We start from the raw sequence: 15,489 nt of genomic DNA on the forward strand, positions 1-15,489 counted from the left end.
GTAGGATTTCCGGCTGGTTCGGGGGCACATTAGACCCTGGATCGCCCAAGTGCGAGTCCGGTGCGGGGAATAAGGCAAAAGAAGTATAAGTTCCGGTAATAGCTTAGCAATATGGCATGGGGAATTTTTTTCGCCGGGTTGGTTCAGGGCTGTCGCCGCTCTTCGATCCTTGCGTCTCTCATCGCTGGTGTTTGCGGTGAGGCGGGGACGGGGGCGGTGATATTGCGCGTTGCCGCCGGGGCGGCGGCATCATTTTGCCAAACGTGCGGCGATGTGGCCCAGGCCATCGCGGATGCGCGATGACGCGATCGAGGAATAGGCCAGACGGTAATAATTGCGCGGGGCGTCAGGGGCGGCAAAGAACGGGCGGCCGGGTTCGATCAGCACCGATCTGGCGCGCAGGTCTTTGGCGGCCACTGCCATGTCGGTGCCCTGTGGCGCCTGCATCCAGAGCGAGGAGCCGCCAAAGCTGCCTTGCCCGGCGATGCTCAGGCCCAGATCGGTGATGGCGCTTTCCATCACGCGGCGCCGGTCGTGATAGGCGCGGGCCATGCGGCGGATCAGGGCATCGTAGTGGCCAAGGGACAGGAAATAGGCGGTGGTTCGCTGAATATGCCCTGGCGGATGGCGCAGCACGGTGGACCGCAGGGCGCGCGCCTCGCGGATGAACGGCGCTGCCCCGACGAGATAGCCGAGCCGCAAGCCCGGGAACAGGGATTTGGAGAAGCTGCCCACATAGATCACCCGCCCATCGGTATCGAGCGATTTCAGCGCCGGGGAGGGGGCGGTGAGAAAGGACATTTCGAATTCGTAGTCATCCTCGACGATCAGCATGTCATGGGCCGCCGCGCGGTCGAGCAAGGCCCGGCGGCGGGCAAGGGGCATGGTGACGGTGGTGGGGCATTGGTGGCTGGGCGTGGTGAACACGACATCGGTGTCGTCGGGCACAAGGTCGGGCATCAGCCCGTGCCGATCAACGGGCACCGGCACCAGCTTGCACCGGCTTTGCAGCAGGATATCGCGCAGGGCGGGATAACAGGGATCTTCGACAGCGGCGCGGCGGCGTTGGTTCAACAGCACCTGCGCGGCCAACCACAGGGCGTTTTGCGCGCCCATGGTGATCAGGATTTCATCGGGTTCAGCGGCGATGCCGCGCCGGGGGAGCGAATGGCGGGCGATGAATTCAATCAACTGTGGATCATCGGATTCGTAATAATCCGAGGTGAGGGCGGCGAAATCCTTTTGCCCCAAAGCCCGCAGCGCACAAAACCGCCAATTGGCGTGATCGAACAGGGCCGGGTCGGTCTGGCCATAGATGAAAGGATAGCGATAGCCCTGCCAATCGGCGGGTTTGATCACCCCCGCGCCCCCGGTGAATCGCTGCCCAATGGCGCGGGTCCAATCCACCCGATCGATTGTTTCGGGGGGCGTGAAAATGGGCGGATGGGGCGCGGTTTTGGAAACGTAATAGCCAGACCGGCCCCGGGCCGTGACATAATCATCGGCCAGCAGTTCGGTAAAGGCGAGGGTCACCGTGATTCGGCTGACGCCCAGGTGGCGGGCCAGTTGCCGCGATGACGGGAGCCGTTCACCCGGGCGAAACCGCCCCGACAGGATGCCCCCGGCCACCATGGTTTGGATCTGCGATTGCAGGGTGCCTTCGGCGCGGGGATCGAGAAAGAAAGTTTCAGGCGCAATGGGCATGTGGCTGGACCTATGGATGGCCCATTCTGGCCCTATTGCTGACCATGGGCAAGGCAGATGATCCACCCGCTATCGGCCGGGGGTGCCGGCGCGGATGGCGGGCCGTTCCATAAACCGGGGGGCAGGGGGGCGGTGGTAAATGTGGTTGTTTGGAACTGGCTTTTCACCCGACACTGGACTTTCGCGGGCGGGCTTGTGTTAATGGCGGCGTCTCAACTTTTACGGATGGAACAGGGTATGAAAATCGGACTGATCTCAACAACAATGGTCATCGCGGCCATGTCCACGACGGCGGCATCCGCCGAGACATTGCGTCTTTTGACCTGGGGCGGATACGCACCTGAAGAGGTTATCGCGAAATTCGAGGCTGAAACCGGCCACACGGTTGAAGTCACGACCACCAACAACGAAGAGATGATCGCCAAACTGCGCGCAACCAACGGCGGCGGGTTCGACCTTGCCCAGCCAAGCCAGGACAGAATCACCAGCGCCCAGGAAGAATTCGGCATCTATAAACCGATCGATATGTCCCGCGTGGACAGCGCGCAGGTCATTCCCTCGATGCTGAGCGCGACCGCCAAGAACACGACCTTTGACGGCGAGGTTTACGGCCTGCCCCACATCTGGGGGACAAGCGGGCTGGTGATCAACACGGCCGAAGCGGGGAATGTGGCCGATTACACCGATCTGTGTGATCCTTCGGTGGCGGGCAAGGTTTCGTATCGTCTGAAACGCCCGACCCTGATCGGGTTTGCCTTTTCCATGGGGCTTGATCCGTTTGCGGCTTATGCCGATTCCGACGCCTATCAGGGGATTCTCGATAAGGTCGAGGCCAAGCTGATCGAGTGCAAACCCAACGTGAAAACCTATTGGGATGGCGGCGACGAGATCAAGAACCTGCTGCGCTCGGGCGAGGTTGTTGCGTCGATGGCGTGGGATACCGGCGGTTGGCAGTTGAACGCCGACAACCCCGATATCACCTTTGTCGCGCCCAAATCCGGCGCGCTTGGCTGGATCGATACGTTCGCCTTTCCGGCCCGTGGGCGGGCGGATGATGCGGCCTATGACTGGATCAACTTTGTGATGCGGCCCGATATTGCATCGATGATCACCAATTCAGCCGGCAATTTCACCGCGGCTGTCGGGGGCGATGAAGGCGTCAACGCCGATCTCAAGGCGCGCTATCAGGCCAGCTTTGATCAGGCGGCCATCGACAACATCAAATGGTATCCGCCGGTGCCTGCCGGTCTGGAAACCATGGAAGGCGCCACGCTGGATCGTGTCAACGCCGCGAACTGAGCATCGCTTGACCAATACCAAAGAGGGCGCCAAAACGCGCCCTCTTTTCTATCATGAAAGGCGAAAGACAAATGGCTGCAACCGCTGATCTCGTGTGCCGCGATCTTACCAAGAATTTCAAGGATTTCCGCGCGGTGGATCGGGTCAGTTTCGATGTGCCGCAGGGGTCGTTCTTTTCCATCCTCGGGCCGTCGGGCTGTGGCAAGACCACGCTGTTGCGGATGATTGCCGGGTTTCAGTTTCCCACCAGCGGGGATTTGTCGATCAAGGGGAAATCCATGATCGGCGTCGGGCCGAACAAGCGCCCGGTTTCCATGGTGTTTCAACATCTTGCCCTGTTTCCGATGATGAACATCGGTCAGAATGTGGGGTTTGGATTGCGCCAGCGCGGGGTTGGCAAATCCGAAATCACCACCCGGGTCGCGCAGGTGTTGGAGCGTGTCGGCCTGCCCGGCATCGAAGGGCGGCGGGTTGATCAATTGTCCGGCGGGCAGAAACAGCGCGTGGCGATTGCGCGCTGCATGGTGCTGGAACCTGACGTTTTGTTGCTGGATGAACCGCTGGGTGCGCTGGATCTGAAGTTGCGCGAACATATGAAGATCGAGCTGAAAACCCTTCAGGCGGAATTCAACACCACCTTTGTCTATATCACCCACGACCAATCCGAGGCCCTGGTGATGAGCGACAAGATCGCGGTGATGAACAAGGGCCGGTTCGATCAGATCGGCACGGCGAAAGAGCTATATTTCGAACCCACAAGCGCCTTTGTGGCCGGGTTTGTCGGGGATGCAAACCGGTATGAGGGCAAGATCACGGCGACAGACGGCCAGATGGTTTCAATCGTGACAGATGGTGGCGTTACATTGCGCGCCCAGGCCATGGCGGCCCAACCCGCCACAGGGCAACGGGCGCAAATCTATGTCCGGCCCGAGGCGATTCAATTGTCGCTGAGCGCACCACCCGAGACAGGCAACACCAACGCAAGCGAACGGATCGTGGACAGCGTGTTGTTCAACGGCGCGAACAGCCTTGCCATTCTGCGCGATGCAAAATCAGGCGAAACGATCAAGGCCGCCTTGCCCCAGACCGGCGCGTTTCTGGGCCTTGGCAAGGGGGCGACGGTTTACGCAAGCTGGGATCCGGCGCAGGCGCGGTGTTTTCCGGCAGAGGGGGCATAGAATGGTTTCGGATCGCTCAAAACTTGGGTTTTACCTTTTGCTTTCGCCGCTTTTGCTGTGGCTGGTGACGCTTATCATTCTGCCCCATATCGGGCTGTTCGTGGTGTCGATCAGCGAAAAGGTGGGTGTGCGGCAATATGAAACCGGCTTTGGAAATTATGCCGTTTTCTTTAACGAACCGCTCTATTGGCGCACCTTTGCGCGCACGGCGTTCATGTCGGTTCTGGCGACATTGCTGACGCTGCTGCTTGGGTTTCCCATCGCCTATTACATCGCGAAACTGACCCGGGGGCGCAGCAAGACCACGCTGTTTCTGATGTGTCTGATCCCGTTCTGGGTGTCCGAACTGGTGCGCACCTTTGGCTGGATGATCCTATTGCGCGAAACCGGGGTGGTGTCGAATGTGCTGCAATATCTGGGCGTCATATCCGGCCCTGTCGAATTTCTCTATAACGACGCCGCGATCATGATCGGCCTTGTTTACACGTCGATCCTGTTCATGATCGTGCCCTTGGTGACAACGCTGGACAGCCTTGACGACAGCCTGATCGAGGCGGGGTATGATCTGGGTGGCAACGGATTTTCGATCCTGCGTGAAATCGTCATTCCCCACGCCATGCCCGGCATCGTGTCGGGGTGTATCGTGGTGTTCATGCTGTCGCTGGGCAATTACCTGACCCCGATCCTGTTGGGCGGCAAGGACAGCCTGTGGTTCACCGGGCTGATCTATACCCAATTCATTACCCGCTTTAACTGGGAGCTTGGCTCGGCCTTCGGGTTCCTGCTGCTGGGGCTGTCCTCGACGGTTGTGTATCTGGGGCTGAAACTGTCGCGCCAATCCCTGACTGAAACGATGGGGCGCTGAGATGATCCCGACAGTTCCCCAATCCGGCGTGTTGAAATGGTCTTACCGGGCCTATGTCACATTGTTCTTTGTCTATCTTGCCCTGCCATTGTCGGTGGTCTGCGCCTTTGCCTTCAACAATTCTGTCTTTCCGTCGCTGCCATGGGAAGGCTTTACCCTGAAATGGTTTTTCGGCACTGAATCGCCGTTCATCGGGGTGTTTCACGAACGTTCGATCCTGCGTTCGATCGGCACATCGGCCTTTGTTGCGGTCTGGGTTGCCGGGCTTTCGGTGGTGGTTGGCACCTGCAATGCCTTCCTGTTCGTGCGCCATGATTTTCGCGGCAAGGAGCTGCTGTATATCCTGATGCTGTTGCCTCTGATCATTCCCGGGGTGATCCTCGGGATTTCGATCCTTGTCTTTGCCAGCTCGGTCGCCAACCGGCTGGAGGATGCCACAGGCCTGTGGTTTGACGGGCTGCGGCCCGGTCTGATCCTTGTGATTCTGGGGCAGTTTTCCTTCATCACGACATTCGCCACCCTGGTGATTTCCGCCCGTTTGCAGAAATTCGACCAAAGCCTTGAGGAAGCGGCGCTGAACCTTGGCGCAACGAAATGGGGGGCGGTGCGCCAGATCACGCTGCCGTTTCTGGCGCCCGCCATCATCGGCGCTGGGGTTGTTGCGGTGCTGATGAGCTTTGAAAATTTCAACACCACCCTGATGCTGGTCGGTTCGGATTCGCCGTTGACGATCACCATGTTCGACAAGCTCAAGCAGGGGTCAACGCCGGTCTTGAACGCCGTGTCGTTGCTGTTGATCGTGGGGTCCGCCGTCCTCGGGCTGTTGTCGCTGCTTTTTCAGAAAACCGATGACGAGGGATAGGTTGAAACCCTGCGGTGACAGGCAAAAACCTGCGGTGACGGGCAAAAAAAGGTCGCGGCAAGCCGCGACCTGTCCAGTCAGGGAGGAACTTTGCGCCACCGGGCACCAGGGCCAGCGGCAAAATCAGATATTGTCGTGTCGATTGCGACGTGCGGGTATAATTCCGGCCCTATCGCGGCGTCGCATGTGGCGGCGTGTTGATTTTAATATAGCGATAAAATCGGGCAGAACAAAGGCGCAGGGCCTGCTATGGGCAAAGCTTCGCGTGTGGAGTGGACCTTTTGGCGAAATTGGTGCCAATCTGTCACACATTCGCCCAATAAGGAGGCAAACGATGCCCAAACCAACACTCGCCCGCCTGATCGACACCGCCCGCGGTGCCATCCCCTGTGATTTGGTGCTGCGGGGGGGCGGGTGTTTGATGTTGTTACCGGGGCGATGATTGCGGGGGATGTGGCGATCACCGGCGATAAGATCGTCGGGATCGGTGACAGCTATGACGGCGCGGAAATCCGCGATGTGCGCGATCTGATTTTGGTGCCGGGGTTCATCGACACCCATCTGCATATCGAAAGCAGTCTTGTCACGCCGTTTGAGTTTGACCGCTGCGTCGGGCCGCGCGGGGTGACGACGGCGATTTGTGACCCCCATGAAATTGCCAATGTTCTGGGGGTGCCGGGGATACAGTATTTCCTTGATTCCGCATTGGAAACGCTCATGGATATCAAGGTGCAGCTTTCGTCCTGCGTGCCGTCAACCGATATGGAAACGGCGGGGGCGGCGATTTCTGCCGCCGATCTGCTGCCCTTGCTGGAGCATCCAAGCGCCCTTGGGCTGGCGGAATTCATGAATTACCCGGGGGTGATTCACCGTGATCCCGGCTGTATGGAAAAGCTGGAGGCCTTTGCGGGCCATCACATCGACGGCCATGCGCCGATGCTGTCGGGGCGCGATCTGAATGCCTATGTGGCGGCGGGCATCCGCACGGAGCACGAGGCGACAACGGCGGACGAGGCGTTGGAAAAGCTGCGCAAGGGGATGCGGATATTGATCCGCGAAGGATCGGTTTCCAAGGATCTGGAGGCGCTTTTGCCGATCCTGAATGAGGCGACCAGCGCCTATTGCTGTTTCTGCACCGATGATCGCAACCCATTGGATATCGGCGAACACGGCCATCTGGATTACATGATCCGCACCGCGATTGCCCGGGGTGTCACGCCTCTGTCAGCCTATCGCGCCGCATCGCTTTCGGCGGCCGAGGCGTTTGGTTTGAAGGATCGCGGCCAGATCGCGCCGGGCAAGCGGGCGGATATCGTGGCGGTAAAATCCCTTGCCGCCTGTGATGCGCAACTGGTGCTGTGTGGCGGGGTGGCGATGGAGCCGGCGGCGTTTGATGCGCGCCGGATCGTGCCGCCCATCGGGCGCCATTCGGTGCAGGCGCCGGTGGTTGATCGGGCGGCGTTCCGCACCGCATCGAACCGGGCCGAAACGGATGTGATCGGCATTCTGCCGGGCAAGATCATCACCGAACATCTGCACATTGATATTCCCGTGGTGGATGGCGACAAACCGGTGGATGTGGCCCGCGATCTGGCCCGGATCACGGTGATCGAACGCCACGGCAAAAACGGCAATGTCGCCAACGGGTTCGTGCGCGGTTTCGGGTTGCAGGGCGGGGCTATCGGCTCGACCGTCTGTCACGATCACCACAATATCGCGGTGGTGGGCGCGGATTACGACGACATGGCCCTGGCGGCGCAAAGGCTGGGCGAGATCGAGGGCGGCTTTGTGGTCGTGCGCGATGGTGTGGTTCTGGCGGAACTGGCCCTGCCTATGGCGGGCTTGATGAGCCTTGAGAGTTTCGAGCATGTGCGCGCACGGCTGGAGAAACTGCGCGCGGCGGCGGTTTCTTTGGGCGTGGTGTTGGAAGAGCCGTTTCTGCAACTTGCGTTTCTGGCGCTGCCGGTCATTCCGATGCTGAAAATCACCGACCGCGGCATGGTGGATGTGACCAAATTCGAGATCATAGCGTAGTTTGACCAAAAGGAGGGGCCTTGCGGCCCCACGCCATATTTTGTGGGCGCCCGTGGCAAATGGTGCGGACACCGGGCAGGTTGTTCGGTGTTGATGGGGCATGTCACGGAAACTGATTTGACACGGCCTGTGCAAAGTCTTTGATGGCGCCGTAACAACCGGGGCTGGGCTATGCGTATTGCGATCAATGGATTCGGGCGTATCGGGCGCAGCATTCTGCGCGCCCTCTCCACCACTCGCATCAATACCGGGATCGAGGTGGTTTGCATCAACGACATCGCCGCGCCCGATCTTTGCGCCTATCTGTTTGAATATGACAGCGTGTTTGGCCCTTTCCCGGGGTCTGTCACGCTGGAGGGCAGCACGCTGACGGTGAACGGGCAGGCGATTGCGCTGCACCGGGCGGCGGATCTGTCGGCGCTTGATCTGCGCGACATCGACCTTGTGCTGGAGTGTACGGGCCGGGCCGACAGCCGCGCCGTGGCGGAACGCGGTTTGGCGGGCGGGGCGCGACGGGTGCTGATTTCCGGGCCGTCAAAGGCGGCGGATGTCACGGTGGTTCTGGGCGCGAACGAGGCCATGGCGGGCGATCATGCCATCATTTCGAACGCGTCCTGCACCACCAATGCCACGGCGCCGCTGCTGGCCGTGCTGGACCGCGCCTTTGGGGTGATACAGGGGCATATGACCACGGTGCATTGTTACACCAGCAGCCAGCCGATGACCGATGCGCCCCGGGGCGATCCGGCGCGCAGCCGGGCGGGGGCGCTGTCGATGGTGCCGACAACCACCAGCGCGACGCAGCTTGTTGGCGTGGTCCTGCCCCATCTGGCGGGGCGGGTGACGGGGGCGGCGGTGCGCGTGCCCGTGGCCAGTGTTTCGGCGGTCGATCTGGTGGTGCGCCTGAATGGCGCGCCCGATCAGGGGGCTGTCGAGGCGGCCCTGCGCGCCGCCGCTGGCCCGGTCCTTGGCTGGACGGACCGGCCGTTGGTTTCAAGCGATTTGCGCGCGCGTGCCGAGATCCTGATCCTTGCGGGGCCGGAACTGATTGTTCAGGGCGACGGGATGGCGCGGGTGTTTGGCTGGTATGACAATGAATGGGGCTTTTCCAACCGGATGATCGATATGGCCCTGCGGTTGCACCGCCCGTGATCGGGGCCGCAGGTGCGCCGCCGGTTGGCTGATGCGTGGTTTCGCTGCATTTCCTGACGTCAACCGCAGGGTTGCACGTGGAAATCGGCACTGCACCTTGGCCCCGGTTCCTGTTAAAACCCAGCATGTTGATGTTTGCAGTGGTCACATGACTGATTCGGCACCTTCCCCGAAGGCCGAGCCCGAGCTTATCGCATGTCCGCAATGCGATGCGCTCTATTCGGCTGTTCCGCCGGCCGTTGGAGAGCGTTCGGCCTGCACACGCTGCGAAACCGTGCTGATTGCGCCACGCCGTGGGGGATTTTTGCGGGTGATCGCGCTGGCGATCACGATGATGATCCTGATGCTGGGGGCCACGTTTTTTCCGTTCCTTCAGGTGCGGGTTGCGGGGCTGCATCATTCCAGTTCGGTGTTTGATGCGGCGCTGGCCTTTGTCGATGGGCCGATGTTGCCCCTGTCGATTGCTGTCGTATCGCTGATCGTGCTGATCCCGGTGTTTCGCGCGGCTCTGGTGCTGTATGTGCTTATTCCACTGGCGCTTGATCGTTCGCCCCTGCATGGCGCGACCGTCGCGTTCCGGCTGTCGGAACAGTTGAAACCCTGGTCCATGGCCGAAATTTTCGTGATCGGTGTGGCGGTGGCCCTGGTCAAGATTTCCGATCTGGCCCGGGTGGATTATGGCCCGGCGTTCTGGATGTTTGCCGCGCTGGTCGTGGTGATCACGATTCAAGACGGGTATATGTGCCGCTGGACCATCTGGAAGGCGCTGGACAAAGAGGCGCGGCGTTGAGCGTCGCCCATCACCTGCAAACCGCGCGCGAACGCGGCCTTGTCGCCTGTACGCGCTGCACCCGGGTCTGGCCCATGGGGCAGGAACGGTGCAGCCGTTGCGGCAGTGCCCTGAAATCGCGCCACACCCGCAGCCTGCAACGGGTCTGGGCCTGGCTGATCGTGGGGATGATCTGTTACATACCGGCCAATCTTTATCCGATGCTGCTGACCCGCACGTTGTTCAGCACGACGGAAAGCACGATTCTGGGGGGCGCGATCGATATTGCCCACCATGGCAGCTATGGCATTGCCGCGATCATCATTACCGCCTCTGTGATCATTCCGATCAGCAAATTCGTGGCCATCGCCTATCTTGCGCTCAGTCTGAACCATCAGGTGCGGCTTTCGTCACATGCGCGCCACAAGCTGTATGAATTCGTCGAATTCATTGGCCGTTGGTCGATGATTGACGTGTTTGTGGTGGCGATCCTGAGTTCGTTGGTGCAGCTTAGTTCGGTGGCGTCGATCAATCCGGGGCCTGCTGCCATCACCTTTGCGCTGTCGGTCATCTTCACGATGCTGTCGGCGCTCAGCTTTGACCCACGTTTGATTTGGGATGCCCCGGAGGGCGACGCTTCTTGACACATTCTGACGACATCCCGCCAGCGCCACATACCGTGCCCGCCAAAAAGAGCCTGCGTGAGCGGTTCTCGCTGGTCTGGCTGGTGCCTTTTGGTGCGCTTGTCGTGTCGCTTTGGGTGGTGTTTCATTCCTATGCCGCGCGCGGCCCGCTGATTGAAATCGCCTTTGAAAATGCCTCAGGCATCAAGGTGGATGAAACCGAACTGCGGTATCGCGACGTGACGGTCGGCATCGTCGAAGGCATTCGGTTTTCCGCAAATCTGGAAGATGTGATCGCCGAGGTGCGCCTGCACAAGGATGTGGCGCAATATGTTGATTCCGATGCGCAATTCTGGGTGGTCAGCCCAGAGGTGTCGGCGCAGGGGGTGACCGGGCTGGATACCGTTCTGTCCGGCGTCTATATCGAAGGAAGCTGGGATCGGACGGTCAACGAACCGACCACCTATTTCAAGGGGCTTGCCCGGGCGCCACTGGTGCGGGCAGGCCAAAAGGGCGTGGCAATTACCCTGCGCTCGAACAACGTCGAGGGGCTGAGCGAGGGAACACCGATCCTTTATCGCGGCATCGAGGTGGGCAAGGTGGCCAACCTGCGCCTGTCAGACGATGGCGTTTCCGTGGTGGCCGACGGATTTATCCGCGCCCCCGAGGACCGGCTGATCACCACGTCGACCCGGTTCTGGGATACCTCGGGGTTCACGTTCTCATTCGGCGCGCAGGGGGCGCAGCTTGATGTGTCGTCGCTGGCCTCGCTGGTATCGGGGGGCGTGGCGTTTGACACCATCGTTTCGGGCGGCACGGCGGTTGAACAGGGCACGACATTTCAACTGTTCACCGATCAGGAAACCGCCCGCAACAGCGTTTTCACCGATGGCGACGAAGGCCCGACACTGGACATGGCCGTGATCTTTGAGGGATCGGTCAGCGGGTTGTCGGCCGGGGCTGCCGTGGAATTTCAGGGCATCAACATCGGCACCGTGACCGCAATCACCGGGTTGGTCGATGAAACGCGGTTCGGTGACCGGTCGGTCCGGTTGCTGGCGACGCTGTCCCTCAAACTGGTCAAGATGGGCCTGTCAAGCGATGCGACCGAAGAACAGGCGCTGGATTTTCTGGACGATGCCGTATCACGGGGGATGCGCGCCCAATTGCAGAATGCCTCGATCCTGACAGGCGGGTTGAAGGTTTCGCTGTTGATCCCCAATACCATCGGCCCGCAACCGGCCGGCAGGATCGACCGGGATGGCGAACCCTATCCGATCATCCCGTCGATTCCCGCCAATCTGTCCGATTTTTCGGACACCGCCGAAGGGGTGTTCAACCGGATCAACGAATTGCCGATCGAAGAATTGCTCGGGTCCGCGATCAATGTGATGGACAGCGTCAACCGTCTGTTGAACGACGAAGGCACCACCGCCACCCCCGCCGAGGTGCTGGGGCTGGTCGCTGATATCCGCAAACTTGTAGGGTCCGAGCAGGTGCAGGGATTGCCGGTGCAGGCGTCCGACATGTTGGTCACGCTGCAAAACAGTGTCACCTCGATGGAAACCCTGTTGCAACAGGTGCGTGATGCGGGCGCGGTTGATTCCCTTGTTGCCGCGCTGCAATCGGCCAAGGATGCCGCCGATGCGGTGACGGCAACCGTGGCCAATGCCGATGGCCTGATTGCCGATCTCAAGGCCGTGTCGCAAAATGCCAATGCCCTGCTGGTCAAGGCCAACAACCTGCCGTTGGAGGATCTGATGACGCAGGCCACCACGATTTTGGCCAGTGCCGATATCCTGTTGCGCGATCCGGCCACTCAGGCCCTGCCTGCAAGCCTGCGCGCCACGGTCGACGAGGCGCGCGGCGTCATCACCGATCTGCGTGCAAGCGGTGTGGTTGAACAGGTGGGCACCACCCTGACGTCGGCCCAGAATGCGGTGAACCGGGTGACCGATGCCGTGCTGCCGGTGATTGATGCGGCCAAGGCAACCCTGGATGGCGCCACGACCACCCTTGATGGTATGCCCGCCCTGATTTCCGAGCTGGAGGGCGTGGCGGGCAACGCCAACGCGCTGTTGATTTCCGCCAAGACCCTGCCGCTTGAGGAACTGGTGACACAGGCCAACGGTGTGATCGTCAGTGCCAATGCCATCCTGAATGATCCGGCCACCCGCGCCCTGCCGGCACAGGTGGGCGCCGCGATCGACACCGCCCGCGATACCATGGCCGATCTGCGTGCCAGTCGGGTGATCGACAACGCCAGCGCAACCCTGGGCCAGACATCGGATGCCGTGAAACGGATCACCGATGCGCTGCTGCCGGTGCTGGAATCGGCCCGCAGTGCGGTGACCAGCCTTGATGCTGCCGCCACCGATCTGCCCCGCCTGACGGCCCGCGCCGATACCATCGCCGCCGAGATCGAAAAGCTGGTCAAATCCGCCGGGGATATTCCGCTGGAGGAACTGGCCGACAAGGCGGGCAAGCTGATCGACAGCGCCAACACCCTTATCGCCTCGTCCGACACCCAGGCGGTGCCCGCAGCCCTGAACGATGCCTTGGCCCAGATCGAAGGCGTGCTGGCCGATATGCGCAACGGCGGCTTGATCGACAACGCCAATGCCACCCTTGCCGCCACCACCGACGCGGCAACTGCCGTTGCCAAGGCGAGCGAGGATCTGCCCGCGCTGCTGTCCCGGATGAACCGGCTGTTGGCCCAGGCCGAAACCGTGGTCGGCGGATATGATGCCAACGGACAGGTGGGCAGCGAGGCGAAATCGGCCCTGCGCGACATCCGCGATGCCGCCAAATCCGTCAGTTCCCTGGCCCGCGCGATCGAGCGCAGCCCGAATTCCCTGTTATTTGGACGTTGATATGAAATTTCTGCCTGCCGCCGCTTTTGCCCTGATCGCCCTTGGCGCCTGCACCAGCACGCCAACCCTGCGCTATGCCGTGCCCTCGGTCACCGCCTCGGACAAGATCGGCGTACATGTCGGATCGGTCGAGGTGCGCGAGGTCAATCTGCCGCTTTACGCGTCGCTGGAAACCATCGCGCTTGAGGGGGCAAACGGTGAATTGCTGACCGACAAGAACCTGCTTTGGGCCGATGATCCGACCCGGGCAATCACGCAGGGGTTGGCCGATGCCCTGTCCACCCTGACCCGCGCCAAGGCGGCAGCCGAACCTTGGCCGCTCAGCGATTCTGCCGATGCGCGGCTTGAGGTGCGGTTTTCAGAGGCATTGGCCGGGGTGAATGGCAATTACCGCATGACGGGGCAGTATTTCGTGTCGTTCCCGACAGGCGCGCGGCGCGATGTGGCGGGGCGGTTCGATATTTCGATGCCCTATACCGCGGGCAATGCCAATGCCATCGCCGCCGCACAGGGGCAGGCGATTACCGAACTGGCACGCCAGATTGCCAAAAAAGGCCTGTAACATGTGAACAGTCACGCACCCCCCGCAATTCGAGCAGCGGGGTGCGCGGTCTGTGCAGGCGTTCCTTGCGGGGGTTCCCCCGTTTGGCCCGCGCCCGCCCCGTGTTCCGGGCGGACCGAACCCGGTTTGACCGGATAGGCATGTCTTAGGGGATTGCGGTAAACAACGGGTTAAGCACACCGCAGATTTTTCGGGGCAGATGTGTCAGGTTTCCATCCAGATCGTGACCGGCCCGTCGTTGGTCAGGCTGACCTGCATATCGGCGCCGAACCGGCCCATGGCCACGGGAATACCCGATGCCTGCACCGCCCCGGAAAAGTGTTCATAGAGCGCCTTTCCCTCGGCGGGGGCGGCGGCGCTGGAAAATCCGGGCCGGTTGCCACCGCGCGCGGTATCGGCGGCCAGGGTGAATTGTGACACGATCAGCGCCGACCCCCGTACATCCAGCACGGATCGGTTCATCTTGCCCGCTTCATCCTTGAAAATCCGCAACTTGGCGATTTTCGCGGCCAGCCGTTCGGCCTGTTGCGGGGTATCGCCCTGCATGGCGCAGACCAGGATAAGAAGCCCCGGCCCGATCTCGCCCAGAACGGCCCCCTCAACCCGCACATCGGCGCGGCTGACCCGTTGGATCAGCGCTTTCACAACTCATCCCGGCGGGGCGGGTTGGCGCCGGCGCGGCTGACGGTGATCGCGGCGGAGCGCACACCAAGGCTTAGCGCGTCGCGCACCAATGTGTCGGGCAGGGCGCGCAGGGTGCGTTTGTCCAGCGCGCCCGCCTCGTCCAATGCGGCCAGAACCCCGGCGTTGAACGTATCGCCCGCGCCCACGGTATCGACCACCTCAACCTTTTGCGATGGCACAAATGTGGCCCCCGTGGCGGTGTAACCCGTTGCGCCCTTCGCGCCCTCGGTGATGCACACCAGCGATGGTCCCTTTTGCAACAGCTGCCCTGCCAGCGTGGCCAGATCGCCCGCGCCTTGCAGCCAGCGCAGATCGTCATCGGACAGTTTCACAATATCCGACCCCGCCAGCATCCTGTCGATCCGGGCGCGATAGGCGGCCTCCTCGGCAATGAACGAAGGGCGGATGTTGGGGTCGATCATCACCACCCGATCCTGCGCGGCGCGTTGGGCCAGGGTTTCATAGGCGGTGCCGCAGGGTTCAACCACCAGACTGATACCGCCAAAAAACAGCGCCTTTTGCGGCCCGAGGGCGGGCAGATCCTCGGCGCTCAACATCCGTCCGGCGGTGTTCTCATCGTAAAACGCATAGGTGGCATGGCCATCGACGAATTTGACAAAGGCCAGGGTTGTGGGGCGCGATGAACGGTGCGCCGGTGTGGCGTCCACCCCCGAGGCGGACAGGGTTTCAATCAGGATTTCGCCGAACAGATCATCGGAAAGCCCGGAAAAGAACCCCACCGGGCGGCCCAGCCGCCCCAACGCGATGGCGGTGTTGAACACGGCCCCCCCGCGTGGGGGGCGAATGCAGGTTCGTCCGCCGCCGTCGTGCGCGGCAACATATCGATCAACGCTTCGCCACAACACAGGATCATAGCCGAATCT

General features: G+C 61.4%; 11 protein-coding genes and 2 pseudogenes. 10 read left to right on the plus strand and 3 right to left on the minus strand.

The annotated features are described in order from the left end of the window. Positions 1 to 249 precede the first annotated feature (249 nt). A complete protein-coding gene (gene pdxR / locus AC0L7P_RS07970) occupies positions 250 to 1,704 on the minus strand; it encodes a MocR-like pyridoxine biosynthesis transcription factor PdxR (protein ID WP_473435222.1) in 1,455 nt (484 codons plus the stop codon). Positions 1,705 to 1,941: 237 nt separating this feature from the next. Between pdxR and AC0L7P_RS07975 the strand changes: the two genes are divergently transcribed. The 10 genes and pseudogenes from AC0L7P_RS07975 (at position 1,942) to AC0L7P_RS08020 (ending at position 13,921) form a co-directional block, all read left to right on the plus strand. Further along, positions 1,942 to 3,003, plus strand: coding sequence for an extracellular solute-binding protein (locus AC0L7P_RS07975; protein WP_473435223.1), 1,062 nt, complete (start codon positions 1,942 to 1,944; stop codon positions 3,001 to 3,003). Positions 3,004 to 3,074: 71 nt separating this feature from the next. Beyond that, positions 3,075 to 4,181 carry an ABC transporter ATP-binding protein gene (locus AC0L7P_RS07980; RefSeq protein WP_473435224.1) on the plus strand — a complete coding sequence of 369 codons (1,107 nt, stop codon included), beginning with the start codon at positions 3,075 to 3,077 and terminating at the stop codon, positions 4,179 to 4,181. Between the two features lies 1 nt (position 4,182). Further along, the gene (locus AC0L7P_RS07985) at positions 4,183 to 5,046 is read left to right on the plus strand and encodes an ABC transporter permease (RefSeq protein WP_473435225.1); all 864 of its coding nucleotides are present in this window, start codon (positions 4,183 to 4,185) and stop codon (positions 5,044 to 5,046) included. Position 5,047: 1 nt separating this feature from the next. Continuing rightward, positions 5,048 to 5,908, plus strand: a complete 861-nt coding sequence (locus tag AC0L7P_RS07990) for an ABC transporter permease (RefSeq protein ID WP_473435226.1) — start codon at positions 5,048 to 5,050, stop codon at positions 5,906 to 5,908. 334 nt (positions 5,909 to 6,242) lie between these two features. Next, positions 6,243 to 7,942: pseudogene (gene ade / locus AC0L7P_RS07995) on the plus strand (adenine deaminase). Between the two features lie 171 nt (positions 7,943 to 8,113). Beyond that, positions 8,114 to 9,094 (plus strand): type I glyceraldehyde-3-phosphate dehydrogenase, encoded by a 981-nt coding sequence (locus tag AC0L7P_RS08000; protein WP_473435227.1) that lies wholly within the window; start codon positions 8,114 to 8,116, stop codon positions 9,092 to 9,094. A 148-nt stretch (positions 9,095 to 9,242) separates the two neighbouring features. Further along, positions 9,243 to 9,884: a paraquat-inducible protein A gene (locus tag AC0L7P_RS08005; RefSeq protein WP_473435228.1), complete on the plus strand. Its 642-nt coding sequence runs from the start codon at positions 9,243 to 9,245 to the stop codon at positions 9,882 to 9,884. A gap of 74 nt (positions 9,885 to 9,958) precedes the next feature. Further along, a complete protein-coding gene (locus AC0L7P_RS08010; RefSeq protein WP_473435419.1) occupies positions 9,959 to 10,507 on the plus strand; it encodes a paraquat-inducible protein A in 549 nt (182 codons plus the stop codon). After that, positions 10,504 to 13,359, plus strand: a complete 2,856-nt coding sequence (locus AC0L7P_RS08015; protein WP_473435229.1) for a PqiB family protein — start codon at positions 10,504 to 10,506, stop codon at positions 13,357 to 13,359. The genes AC0L7P_RS08010 and AC0L7P_RS08015 overlap by 4 nt, the downstream gene beginning before the upstream one ends. Before the next feature lies 1 nt (position 13,360). Then, a complete protein-coding gene (locus tag AC0L7P_RS08020) occupies positions 13,361 to 13,921 on the plus strand; it encodes a PqiC family protein (protein ID WP_473435230.1) in 561 nt (186 codons plus the stop codon). A 204-nt stretch (positions 13,922 to 14,125) separates the two neighbouring features. Here AC0L7P_RS08020 and dtd read toward each other — a convergent pair whose 3' ends face one another. Together dtd and AC0L7P_RS08030 are read right to left on the minus strand one after the other, a co-directional pair. Continuing rightward, positions 14,126 to 14,566: a D-aminoacyl-tRNA deacylase gene (dtd, locus tag AC0L7P_RS08025; protein WP_473435231.1), complete on the minus strand. Its 441-nt coding sequence runs from the start codon at positions 14,564 to 14,566 to the stop codon at positions 14,126 to 14,128. Then, positions 14,563 to 15,479, minus strand: a pseudogene (locus AC0L7P_RS08030) (carbohydrate kinase family protein). The gene dtd and the pseudogene AC0L7P_RS08030 overlap by 4 nt, the downstream one beginning before the upstream one ends. Positions 15,480 to 15,489: the final 10 nt, after the last annotated feature.

The organism is Oceaniglobus sp. K40-3 (genome assembly GCF_055808395.1).

What these genes read in the sequence shown, in the direction of transcription:
- AC0L7P_RS07975 (WP_473435223.1), top strand. Translation starts at nt 1,942, where the DNA reads ATGAAAATCGGACTGATCTCAACAACAATGGTCATCGCGGCCATGTCC.
- pdxR (WP_473435222.1), bottom strand. Translation starts at nt 1,704, where the DNA reads ATGCCCATTGCGCCTGAAACTTTCTTTCTCGATCCCCGCGCCGAAGGC.
- AC0L7P_RS08020 (WP_473435230.1), top strand. Translation starts at nt 13,361, where the DNA reads ATGAAATTTCTGCCTGCCGCCGCTTTTGCCCTGATCGCCCTTGGCGCC.
- AC0L7P_RS08010 (WP_473435419.1), top strand. Translation starts at nt 9,959, where the DNA reads ATGGGGCAGGAACGGTGCAGCCGTTGCGGCAGTGCCCTGAAATCGCGC.
- AC0L7P_RS08000 (WP_473435227.1), top strand. Translation starts at nt 8,114, where the DNA reads ATGCGTATTGCGATCAATGGATTCGGGCGTATCGGGCGCAGCATTCTG.
- AC0L7P_RS08005 (WP_473435228.1), top strand. Translation starts at nt 9,243, where the DNA reads ATGACTGATTCGGCACCTTCCCCGAAGGCCGAGCCCGAGCTTATCGCA.
- AC0L7P_RS07985 (WP_473435225.1), top strand. Translation starts at nt 4,183, where the DNA reads ATGGTTTCGGATCGCTCAAAACTTGGGTTTTACCTTTTGCTTTCGCCG.
- AC0L7P_RS07980 (WP_473435224.1), top strand. Translation starts at nt 3,075, where the DNA reads ATGGCTGCAACCGCTGATCTCGTGTGCCGCGATCTTACCAAGAATTTC.
- AC0L7P_RS07990 (WP_473435226.1), top strand. Translation starts at nt 5,048, where the DNA reads ATGATCCCGACAGTTCCCCAATCCGGCGTGTTGAAATGGTCTTACCGG.